The organism is Pseudarthrobacter sp. GA104 (genome assembly GCF_009741265.1).
Lineage (GTDB): Bacteria > Actinomycetota > Actinomycetes > Actinomycetales > Micrococcaceae > Arthrobacter.
Map to the genome: position 1 here is coordinate 385,190 of NZ_WOWL01000001.1, position 11,579 is coordinate 396,768.

Here is an 11,579-nt window from a genome sequence, read left to right on the forward strand (position 1 = left end):
GGATCACCCGGCCAGCAGGCCGCCGTCGAGCTCCACACCGCGGTGTGCCATTGACCGGGCATAGGCGAGATCGTGCGTGACCAGCACGACGGCGGCGCCCTCCCTTGCCGCGGCACGCACCGCAGCGTCCAGCAGGGCCAGGCCGTCGCCGTCGAGCGCCACGGTGGGTTCGTCCAGGGCCAGGACCGCGGGTTTGCGGGCAAGGACCGTGGCCAGGGCAAGGAGGCGCTGGCTGGACGCGGGCAGTTCGGCGGGGTGCTCACCGGCAGCCCCTGCCAGGCCGACGGCGGCCAGCGCCTCGAGGGCCCGGCCCGGCACCTCACCGGGGTGGAAGAGGCTGTCCAGGCCGAAGCGCACCTCCCGGAGTACGGTCCGCTCGAACAGCTGGTCCCGGGGTTGCTGGAACAGCAGGCCCACTGATCGGGCCACCGCGCCGGCCGGCGTCCCGGCTATGTCTGAGCCACGGACGAGGACTTGCCCGGAGGCGGGCCGCAGCAGTCCGTTAAAGTGGCGCAGCAGCGTTGATTTCCCTGCACCATTGGGGCCGGTCACTGCCACGATCTCCCCGGGGTTGACCGCCAGGTTGACGTCCCGCAGCACCCGCGGTTGCCTGGCGGGGCCGGGACCGCCTCCCGGCCGCGTGCGGCGAGGGGTCTTCCTCCCGCCATCCGGGTAGTCGAAGGAGACGCCGCGGAGTTCCAGCACCGGGACGGTTGGCGCCGTGCCAGGCGGCACACTGGCTGGCACGGCCGGGCGCGCTGCTCCGCGGGGCCGTGCCGCATCCTTTCCTTCCGGCAGGCTGCCGGGGCGCCGGATGCCCGACGGCAGCAGGCCGGAGCCCGGATGCAGTTCGGCAGGGGTGCCGCTGGCCGTTACCCTGCCGTCCACCACAACATGCCACGTCCCGGCGTCAAGGAGCGGCGTGTCGACCACCTGGCTGAGGATCACGACGGCGGTGCCTCGCCTGACGAGGTCCCGCACCAGCTGTGCCAGTCCGGCGGTGCCGGCGCTGTCCAGCGAAGCGAAGGGCTCGTCCATGATCAGCACCCGAGGTTCCGTGACGATGGCGCAGCCAATGGCAAGCCGGCGCAGCTGGCCGCCGGAAAGCCGGGCGGGGTGATGGTCCAGGAGGTCCGTGAGTCCCAGGAGCGCGGCGGTACGTTCCACCGTGGACTTCATGGCGGCGCGCTCCACCGCCCTGTTCTCGAGGCCGAACGCGAGTTCTTCGGCCACCGTGGCCCGCACCGTGGACAGGACGGCGGCTGGATCCTGGGGAACAAACCCGACCTGGCGTCCCCATTCCGCGGGATTGATGCGTGGATCCCCGCCGCCGCCGAACTGCAGGCGGGTACCCGCGAGCTCCAGGAAGCCATGGAGGGTTCCCCCGCTTCCGGGCGGAAGCCAGCCGGCCAGCACCCGGCCCAGGGTGGATTTCCCGCTTCCCGACGGTCCAAGCACAGCGGTGAACGTTCCGGGGACGAAGGCGAGCTCCACCCCGTGCAGGACCGGGGCGGCGTCGTCATGGAAAGTGAAGGTCCTGATGCCGGCCGAGAGTATCGGTCCGGCGGTTTCAAGGGCGTTCCGGCCGCCAGCCATGTCCTAGGTCCCCTCCGCGGCAAGCCAGAGCCGGGCACCGACCGCCGCTGCGGCGGCCACCAGCAGGACAACCCGGAGCACGCGCTGGAGTCGGGAATCCGGTACAACGCGGTAGCTGGTCCGGGGTCCCGGGTTGCTGAAGCCGCGGGACTCCAGCGCCGCTGCACGGGTTCCGGCGTCCTCGACCAGGGACAGGACCAGCGGGACCGCCTGGCGGCGGAAGGCCGCCACGCGGTGCAGGAGTCCGCGCCGGATCACCAGGCCGCGGGATTCCTGGGCCTGCCGGATCCCCTCCGCCCTGGAGGTGATGGCCGGCAGCAGGGTGAGGGTGGACGCCAGCACGAAAGCGAACCGGCCCTGGACGCCGCGTGCGGACAACGCCGCCACCAGGTCCGGAACGCTGACACTAAAGGAGAACACCAGGAGCGCAAGGATTACCGCTCCCAGCTGTGCCGCCCGTTCCACGGCGAAGGAAAGCCCCTCCGCGGTGACGCGGGCCGGCCCCCACTGCGCCAGGACGGTTCGGCCCTCGGGAAAGAACAGCCCATGCAGGACCAGCAGGGACAGCCCCAGCGGGAGCAGGACAGCCGCGGCGGCCGGGAGCATCCTGCGCGCCGTACCCGCGCGGGCCGACACGACGGCGGCCGCCGCCACGACGGCGAGGGACAGCGGCAAACTGGCTGCCGCCGTCGTAATGGCCGCCGTACTGCCGGCGGCTGCCAGCGAGGTGAGCGGGTGGAGGCGCATCAGACTGGTCAGGAACCCTGTTCCGGCATCTTGCCGGCCAGCACGCGGTGCCGGCGGATGAACGGGAACTGCAGCCGCGCGCGGCGCGGAAGCGCGTACGCCAGGATGGCCACCACGGTGAACACAATCGCTTTGTCCATGGGGTCGGAGATGAGCGCCTGTTTGGTGATGGCGGCCAGGAGGGTGTCGCCCATGGCACGGAAGGCACTGACGATGGCTCCGGTGGCCACGCCGGACGTGCCGCCAAAGACGAAGGCCGCCACCGGCGCGGACACCACGCCGCCGATGATGCCGGTGACGAACCCTGCCACGGGGGCGAGGTAGAAGCGGCGGAACATTCCATGGCGGGCGGCGAGGCCGGCAAGGCAGCCGATCAGTGCGGCCCCGGCGGCGAACGGCAGCACGGTGGGGTTGAAGAAGGACCAGACAATGCTGCTCAGTGCACCGGTCGCCGCGCCTGCCGCCGGGCCGGCCAGCACCGCGATGAGGACCGTGCCGATGGTGTCAAGGTAGAACGGGACCAGGGTGCTGCCTACGAACTGGCCCAGCACAATGTTCAGCACCAGCGCCACGGGGATCAGCACCACGGTGGAGGCCGGCAGCGTGGGCAGGACGGCGACAATCAGCAGCACGGCGCCGACGAGGAAGCCGGAAAGGGCGATCAGGGCGGACGCGCTGCCTGGTCCCCCGGTGATGTCTGCAGGCTGGTTCAGCACCAGGTAGACGTAGGTGCCGGCGATGGCCAGGGCGCCGAGGATTTCCAGCAGCCGGCGCCTGCGGGCAGCGGCGGGCGCCGGGGACGGCAACGTCAGGGAGTGCGATGACATGGAGGTTCCTTCAGGGTGCGGGGCGCGGGTGACCCGGAGTTCCCGGGCCGGGCGGAGCGCCGCCTATGTCACCTCGGCAGCAGCCGGCGGCGTGTGGCCGGGCCGGACGCGAACCATTCTACCGCGGCAGTTTTGCGCGGCCCAGCGAGGTTTCGGGGGCGCTCAGCCCAGTCGCCGGGCCATGCTCCCGACGGCGGACACCAGTTCCCGGAAGGCGGCTTCGGGCTGGTTTGCCGTCACCACCCTGGCATTGGGCGGAATGCCCCACAGTCCCCGGAAGTCCGCCACGGTGGTGCCCATCAGGAGCGGAGACCCGGTCTCGACGTCGACGGTGGCGGGCAGTGCCTGGAACTCCAGGGTGCCCGCGGCCACGCCCGCGGCAAAGAAGTCGTGGACATGGGCCAGGTATCCCTGGTCATAGTGGCGGTGGAATTCGAAGTAGAACCGCAGGGCATCGGACAGGTGCCTGATGAGCTTGTTGTCCGAGGTGCTGCGCTGTCCTTCGGGCTGGCCGGGCAGCACCAGCTCGGGAACTGTCGCGCCGGCCGCCTCGGCCAGCTGCTGGACGTGCGCCGGGTGCAGCTCGATCCGCTCAGTGGTGTCCAGCGAGCAGACCACCGGCAGTTTCTCCGGCGGCTGCCCGCGGAAGGCGGCATAGACTTCCTTGGCCGCGTGGGGATCCACGTGCGTGTTCCACTCCGCCGTGGGCGTGGTGTTGCCCTGGTGGTAGAAGCTTCCGCCCATGATCACAACCTTTGCCAGCAGCTCGGGCAGCCTGGGTTCCTGCCGCAGGGCCAGCGCGAAGTTGGTCAGGGGCGCGGTGATCAGGGCCGTGAGCTCCCCCGGCCGGTTGCGTGCGTGGTCAACCCACAGATCGACGGCGTGGCGCGCCGACACAGCGCCGGCCGGTTCCGGCAGGACCGCGTACCCGATGCCCTGCGGGCCGTGCGTTTCCGGGGTGGTCAGCAGCGGTATGGCCAGTGGTCCGCGCGCGCCGACCGCCACTTCCACACCGGGGCGTCCGCAGAGTTCCAGCAGTGCCAGGGTGTTGCGGGCCACCTGGTCCGCGTCCACATTTCCGGGGGTGGCCGTGACCGAGACGAACTCGGTGTCCGGGAGGGCGGCAAGGTACGCGAGTGCCAGGGCGTCATCGATGCCGGTGTCCACATCCAGCAGGAAGGCGGTCATGTCGTTTCCTAGAAGAGCGCCACCTTGGGCGCTGCGGGGAAGATATCGTCCAGCTCGGCAAGGTCCTTGTCAGAAGGAACCCAGTCCGCTGCTTCCGCGTTCTGGCGCACCTGCTCAGGCCGGGTGGCCCCGGCGATGACGCTGGCCACCGAGGGCTGGGCGGCCAGCCAGGAGAACGCAACCTGGACTTCGTTCAGGCCGCGGTCCCCGGCGAAGCGGCTGAACCTGTCCAGCTGGTCCCAGTCGGCGTCGTGGACGAGGTTCGTGCGGGTGTGGCTGAGCCTGGAGCCCTCCGGGGCATGGCCGGGCGAGTACTTGCCGGTCAGCAGTCCGTTGGCGAGGGGGAAGTAGGGCAGGACGCCGAGTCCGAACTCCTCGGCGGCCCGGGTCACCTCGAGTTCCGCCCGGCGGTCCAGGAGGTTGTAGTGGTTCTGGGTGGAGATGAACCGCGCGCCGCCGAGTTCGCGGGCGACGTACTCGGCCTGGGCGATCTGCCAGCCGGCGCGGTTGGAGTGCCCGAGGTAGCGGACCTTGCCGCTGGTGACGAGCGTGTCCAGCGCGGACAGGGTTTCGTCAATGGGGGTCAGCGGATCCGGGGTGTGGAACTGGTAGAGGTCGATCCAGTCGGTGCCCAGCCGCCGCAGCGACGCCTCCACCGCCTGGATGATGTAGCGGCGGGAGCCTCGGGCGCCGAAGTCCTGCCCGCTGGCGCCTTTCATGTCCATGCCGAACTTGGTGGCAAGGACGACGTCGGGGCGCCGGCTGCCGAGGGCCCTGCCCAGCATCGCTTCGCTGAGGCCGGGTTCCCGGCCATAGGTGTCTGCGACGTCGAACAGGGTGATTCCGGCGTCGAGTGCGGCGTGGACGACGGCGTCCGTGGCTTCCTGGGATTCGGTGACGGTGTTGGCGCGGCCAAGGTTGTTGCAGCCCAGGCCCACGGTGGAGACGGTCAGGCCGGATTTGCCGACGCGGCGGTACGCGGTCACGGGATGCTCCTAAAGGCTGAAGCCGGTGGCGGGCTTGGCTGAGTGCTTGAGCTTGAAGTGCTCGGGTTCGTTGTACGGGGCGGCCCCGATGCTCAGCTTGGTGAAGTCCAGGTCCTCGCCGCGGGTGCAGACCTTGATGGCGTTGACGGCCTTGTTCACGTCGGGGCAGAGGCAGAAGATGTTCAGCTTGTAATCCGTGAACCCGGAACGCTCCACGGTTCCCAGTCCACGCCAGGCGAGGTGGCTGATGAGGGCGTCCGTTGCCTTCTCTTCGAGGTAGCGGTCCCGGTCTGTGCCTTCCCTGGTTTTGAGTGCGAACTGGGCTACCACCCAGAACTGCTCCTCGTCGGGGATTTCGGCGTAGCCGTCCTCGGCGCACTGGGCCGCGAAGGCGTCCAGGAGCCCCTCGGCTGCCTCCGCATCGGGCACGTCGGTCTCTTCCGTTTTGCTCTGGTGCCCCACCGCGCCGTAGTTCATGACGAACTGGCTGTAGTCCCCGTCATACCAGGCCTCCCGGAAGTGGAGGGTGCCCTCGTCGTCGCGCTTGTAGACCCTGACAATTCCGCTCATTTTCGTCCCTCTGTGAACCATGCGACGTCAGTGCCGTCGAACGGAGCCTGTTGCGCCTTGACGGCATGGTAAAGCTGGTCCGCGGCATTCTGGATGTCCGCCACCAGCCGGTCCGGGTAATGCATGGAGATACTGTGCTCGGCGAACTCGTCCTGGTCGTCGATGAACACGCCGCGGTCTTCGGTGCGGATGACATCCAGGTCCATGTCGATCACATGGAACTCGGTGACGGCGGGCCGGATGACTGTCCACTCGTGGCCCACAGCCAAGTCCACGTACACCCGGACCTGGTTCGGGTGGGCGTCATCGTAGAACGTGGCAACCCAGTCGCCGGAGCGCGGAACCAGCAGCACGGCGTCGGATTTGGTGTAGAACGCCGCACCGGGCCTGGAGCAGAACTCATTGGTTCCCTGGAAGATCCACCACCCGTGTTCGTCTTCGCCCAGGTAGCGCCCCGGCACCACCCAGTGCGCCTTGCCGTTCCATTTCCTGTTCCTGGCCACTACCAGCTGGCCAGGCTTCAGCCCGGCGGGAACCCGGGTGGTGGTGGTGTGCATGGGCCGCCCGGACTCCCCCGCTGCACCCGGGTACTTCAGTGCGTCTTCTTCCCTCACAGAATCGGAAGGCTGCCGGTGGTGGGGTGCTGCTGGCCGGGCAAGGGACGGGCAAACGGGACCTTTGTCCCGAGAACCTGCGCGACGACGTCGTGCGTGATCTGCTGGGCTGTCAGGCCCACGCGTTCGAGGATCTGCCCGCGGGTGCCGTGGTCCAGGAATTCGACCGGCAGGCCCACCTCGTTCAGGGCGGTGTCCACGCCTGATGCGCGCATTTCCTGGCGGATCCGTGAGCCGACGCCGCCGGCACGGACGCCGTCCTCGATGCAGATGACCAGGCGGTGGTGGGACGCCAGGGCAACAATGGAGCGCGGCACGGGCAGGACCCAGCGCGGGTCCACCACCGTGGTGCTGATGCCTTGCGCGCCAAGCCGGTTGGCCACATCCAGCGCGAGTTCGGACATGGCGCCCACACTGATGATCAGGACATCGTTCTCGGTTGAGCCGCTGGGCCTGCGGGCCAGCACGTCCACGCCGTCACTGAGGCGTTCCAGCGCTTCCACTTCGGCGCCAACGGAGCCTTTGGAGAAGCGGACCACCGTCGGGGCGTCGCTGACCGCCACTGCTTCGCGGAGTTCCTCGCGCAGCCTGGTGGAGTCGCGAGGTGCGGCCAGGTGGAGGCCGGGAACGATCTGGACCATGGCCATGTCCCACATGCCGTGGTGGCTGGCGCCGTCCGGCCCGGTGACCCCGGCGCGGTCCAGGACGATCGTGACGCCTGCCTTGTGGAGGGCAACGTCCATCAGGAGCTGGTCGAAGGCGCGGTTGAGGAAGGTGGCGTAGACGGCAACCACCGGATGCAGGCCGCCGAACGCCATGCCGGCGGCGGAGGTGAGGGCGTGCTGTTCGGCGATTCCGACGTCGATCACGCGGTCCGGGTGCCGGGCAGCGAACTTGTGCAGCCCCACGGGGATGAGCATCGCGCCGGTAATGCCCACGACGTCCTTCCGCTCATCCGCGATGGCGGCGATCTCATCGGCAAACACGGACGTCCAGGACTGGGCCCCGGCGGTTCCGGTGGGTTCGCCGGTTTCGGGGTCGATGATGCCGACGGCGTGGAACTGGTCAGCCTCGTGGGCGCGTGCCGGGGCGTAGCCGTGGCCCTTTTCGGTCATGGCATGGACAATCACCGGGCCGGCGTAGTGCCTGGCCGTGGCGAGGGCGTGCTCCATCGCCTGGAGGTTGTGGCCGTCCACCGGGCCGATGTACTTCATCCCCAGGTCCTCGAACATCCCCTGCGGCGCCCACCAGTCCTTGATGCCCTTCTTCATGGCGTGCAGGCTCTTGTAGGTGAACTGGCCCACGGGTCCACCGCTCTGCAGCTTCTTCTTCCACCAGTCCAGCGCCCGTTCGTACGCGGGGGTGGCGCGGAAGGAGTCAATGGTGGGGCGAAGCGAGGCCAGGTAGTCCGCGAAGCCGCCCACGGTGGGAGCATAGGACCTGCCGTTGTCATTGACCACAATGACAACGCCGCGCTTCTTGTCTGCGGCGATGTTGTTGATGGCTTCCCAGGCCATGCCGCCGGTCAGGGCACCGTCGCCCACGACGGCGACGACGTGCCGGTCGCCTTCGCCGGTCAGCTGCCGGGCGCGCGAGATGCCGTCGGCCCAGGACAGCGAGGAGGAGGCGTGCGAGCTCTCCACGATGTCATGTGCGGACTCCGCGCGGGACGGGTAGCCGGAGAGGCCGCCCTCCTGGCGCAGGGTGCTGAAGTCCTGGCGCCCCGTTAGGAGTTTGTGGACGTACGACTGGTGGCCGGTGTCAAAAACGATGCTGTCACGCGGCGAATCGAAGATGCGGTGCACGGCCAGCGTCAGTTCCACCACGCCGAGGTTTGGTCCGAGGTGGCCGCCTGTCTGGGAGACGTTCGTGATCAGGAACTCCCGGATCTCCGAAGCCAACTCTTTTAGCTGTTCTTCGGACAACTCGTTCAGGTCCTGCGGATTCCGGATGGTGTCCAAGATTCCCAATGACCCCTCCTTCGGATGGTAGACGTGCCGTTTAACTCTAACGCGTCGGCTCAAATGCAAAGCCGAAGCCCCGGCTGGTCGGTGACCGGCCGGGGCTTCGGGAGGTGGTGCCTGCTGGCGGAACCCGCTAGTTGGCGGAGATCTGGCGAAGCACGTACTGCAGGATGCCGCCGTTGCGGTAGTAGTCCGCTTCACCCGGGGTATCGATGCGCAGGACGGCGTCGAACGACGTCGAGGTGCCGTCCTCGGCAGTTGCGGTGACCTTGAGGGTCTTCGGCGTGGTGCCCTCGTTCAGGGCGGTGACGCCCTCAACCGAGAACGTCTCCGTACCGGAAAGGCCCAGGGTTGCAGCGGACTCGCCGGCCGGGAACTGCAGCGGCAGGACGCCCATGCCGATGAGGTTGGAGCGGTGGATGCGCTCGTAGCTCTCGGCGATGACGGCCTTGACGCCCAGCAGGGCGGTACCCTTTGCAGCCCAGTCGCGGGAGGAACCGGAACCGTATTCCTTGCCGGCCAGGACCACCAGCGGGGTGCCGGCCGCCTGGTAGTTCTGCGCGGCGTCATAGACATAGGCCTGCGGGCCGCCCTCCTGGGTGAAGTCGCGGGTGAAGCCACCCTCGACGCCGTCCAGGATCTGGTTCTTGATGCGGATGTTTGCGAACGTTCCGCGGATCATCACCTCGTGGTTGCCGCGGCGGGAACCATAGGAGTTGAAGTCCTTGCGCTCCACGCCGTTGGCCAGCAGGTACTGGCCGGCAGGGGTGTCGGACTTGAACGAACCGGCCGGGGAGATGTGGTCGGTGGTGACCGAATCGCCCAGCTTCAGGAGCACGCGGGCGCCCGTGATGTCCTTGACCGGCTCCGGCTTCGCCTGCATGCCCTCGAAGTACGGGGGCTTCCGGACGTAAGTGGAGTTCGGATCCCAGGCGAAGGTATCGCCGGCGGGAGTGTCGAGCGCCTTCCAGCGGTGGTCGCCCTCGAAGACGCCTTCGTAGCCCCTGGCGAACATGTCCTTGTCGATCGAGGAATCGATGACCTGCTGGACCTCAACCGGGTTGGGCCAGATGTCCCTGAGGAAGACGTCGTTGCCGGCCTGGTCCTTGCCCAGGGCGTCGGTTTCGAAGTCGAAGTCCATGGAACCGGCCAGGGCGTAGGCGATGACCAGCGGCGGGGAGGCCAGGTAGTTCATCTTGACGTCCGGGTTGATGCGGCCTTCGAAGTTGCGGTTGCCCGAGAGGACAGCAGCAACGGCGAGGTCGTTGGCCTGGATGGCTTCCGACACTTCAGCTTCCAGCGGGCCGGAGTTGCCGATGCAGGTAGCACAGCCGTAGCCCACGATGTAGAAGCCGAGCTTCTCCAGGTAGGGCGTCAGGCCGGACTTCTCGTAGTAGTCGGTGACAACCTTCGAGCCGGGGGCGACGGAGGTCTTGACCCACGGCTTGGAGGTCAGGCCCTTGTCCACGGCGTTGCGCGCCAGTACCGCGGCGGCCAGCATGACCGACGGGTTGGACGTGTTGGTGCAGGACGTGATGGAGGCGATGGTGACTGCACCGTGGTCCAGCTCGAACTCGCGGCCGTCAGCCGTCTTGACCGGTACAGGCTGGGAGATGCGGCCCGCTGCCCCGTGGCCTGCCGAGTACTTCGGGGGCTCCCGGTCGGTGTCGGAGATGTGCGTGGCGCCGGCCGTGAAGGAGGGCGAATCGGAGGCCGGGAAGGACTCCTCCAGCGATTCGTCCAGGGTACCGGCGTTGGCATCGTGGGAAACGTAGTTCTTGAGGTCGTGGCGGAACTCGTCCTTGGCCTCGGTCAGTTCGATGCGGTCCTGCGGGCGCTTGGGGCCTGCGATGGACGGAACAACCGTGGACAGGTCCAGTTCCAGGTACTCGGAGAACTTGATGTCGCGGGAAGGATCGTGCCAGAGGCCCTGTTCCTTCGCGTAAGCCTCCACGAGGGCAACGTTCTGCTCCGAGCGGCCGGTAAGGCGCAGGTAGTCCAGGGTGACGTCGTCGATCGGGAACATGGCCGCGGTGGAACCGAACTCGGGGCTCATGTTGCCGATGGTGGCGCGGTTGGCCAGCGGCACAGCGGCCACGCCTTCGCCGTAGAACTCCACGAACTTGCCCACCACGCCGTGCTTGCGGAGCATCTCGGTGATGGTCAGCACCACGTCGGTAGCCGTGGCGCCCGCCGGGATGGATCCGCTCAGCTTGAAGCCCACAACACGCGGGATCAGCATGGAGACGGGCTGGCCCAGCATGGCGGCCTCGGCTTCGATGCCGCCGACGCCCCAGCCGAGCACGCCCAGGCCGTTGACCATGGTGGTGTGCGAGTCGGTGCCCACGCAGGTATCCGGGTACGCACGGAGCGCGCCGTCCACTTCGCGGGTCATGACGGTGCGTGCCAGGTATTCGATATTGACCTGGTGGACGATGCCGGTTCCCGGGGGAACCACCTTGAAGTCGTCGAATGCGGTCTGGCCCCAGCGCAGGAACTGGTAACGCTCCCCGTTGCGCTGGTATTCGATCTCCATGTTGCGCTCCAGTGCGCCGGAGTTGCCGAAGGCATCGATCTGGACCGAGTGGTCTATGACCATCTCGGCGGGCGCCAGGGGGTTCACCCGCTTGGGGTCGCCGCCCAGTTCCTTGACCGCTTCACGCATTGTCGCCAGGTCCACCACGCAGGGGACTCCGGTGAAGTCCTGCATGATCACGCGTGCAGGCGTGAACTGGATTTCTGTATCGGGCTGGGCGTTGGGATCCCAGCCTGCCAAGGCGCGGACGTGATCGGCAGTGATGTTCGCGCCGTCCTCGGTCCTCAACAGGTTTTCAAGCAATACCTTGAGGCTGAACGGAAGGTTTTCTGCACCTTCAACGGAGTTCAACCGGAAAATTTCGTATTCGGTTCCGGCTACATTAAGTTTGCCTTTTGAACCGAAGCTGTCCACAGTGCTCATCGCAGGACTCCTCTCGCAACAGTTTCATCTTTGTCGCGCGGTTGACCGCCTGCTAGTTAGGAAGCCCTAATTAGTTTCGGGCCCGAAAATTGCACACGGCCGGCCGTGATTACGGAGCGCGACGTGGG

At 67.7% G+C, this 11,579-nt stretch carries 9 protein-coding genes; all 9 read right to left on the bottom strand.

Annotation, left to right across the window (positions count from 1 at the left end; translation table 11 throughout):
* Window positions 1–3 precede the first annotated feature (3 nt).
* Window positions 4–1,596, bottom strand: a complete 1,593-nt coding sequence (locus GK109_RS01770) for an ABC transporter ATP-binding protein (RefSeq protein WP_157238463.1) — start codon at window positions 1,594–1,596, stop codon at window positions 4–6.
* 3 nt (window positions 1,597–1,599) lie between these two features.
* A complete protein-coding gene (locus GK109_RS01775; RefSeq protein WP_157238464.1) occupies window positions 1,600–2,343 on the bottom strand; it encodes an energy-coupling factor transporter transmembrane component T in 744 nt (247 codons plus the stop codon).
* An 8-nt stretch (window positions 2,344–2,351) separates the two neighbouring features.
* Window positions 2,352–3,170 carry an ECF transporter S component gene (locus tag GK109_RS01780; protein ID WP_157238465.1) on the bottom strand — a complete coding sequence of 273 codons (819 nt, stop codon included), beginning with the start codon at window positions 3,168–3,170 and terminating at the stop codon, window positions 2,352–2,354.
* Between the two features lie 162 nt (window positions 3,171–3,332).
* Entirely contained in the window at window positions 3,333–4,358 is a 1,026-nt protein-coding gene (locus GK109_RS01785; RefSeq protein ID WP_157238466.1) for a nucleoside hydrolase, read from the bottom strand.
* A gap of 8 nt (window positions 4,359–4,366) precedes the next feature.
* Complete coding sequence (locus GK109_RS01790) at window positions 4,367–5,344, bottom strand: aldo/keto reductase (RefSeq protein ID WP_370460317.1); 978 nt, start codon at window positions 5,342–5,344, stop codon at window positions 4,367–4,369.
* A gap of 9 nt (window positions 5,345–5,353) precedes the next feature.
* On the bottom strand, window positions 5,354–5,914 hold the full coding sequence (locus GK109_RS01795) for a hypothetical protein (protein ID WP_157238467.1): 561 nt from the start codon (window positions 5,912–5,914) through the stop codon (window positions 5,354–5,356).
* Complete coding sequence (locus GK109_RS01800) at window positions 5,911–6,528, bottom strand: DUF402 domain-containing protein (RefSeq protein WP_370460318.1); 618 nt, start codon at window positions 6,526–6,528, stop codon at window positions 5,911–5,913. The genes GK109_RS01795 and GK109_RS01800 overlap by 4 nt, the downstream gene beginning before the upstream one ends.
* Entirely contained in the window at window positions 6,525–8,498 is a 1,974-nt protein-coding gene (gene dxs / locus GK109_RS01805; protein ID WP_157238468.1) for a 1-deoxy-D-xylulose-5-phosphate synthase, read from the bottom strand. Before dxs ends, GK109_RS01800 begins: the two co-directional genes overlap by 4 nt.
* A 127-nt stretch (window positions 8,499–8,625) precedes the next feature.
* Window positions 8,626–11,451, bottom strand: a complete 2,826-nt coding sequence (locus GK109_RS01810) for an aconitate hydratase (RefSeq protein ID WP_157238469.1) — start codon at window positions 11,449–11,451, stop codon at window positions 8,626–8,628.
* Window positions 11,452–11,579: the final 128 nt, after the last annotated feature.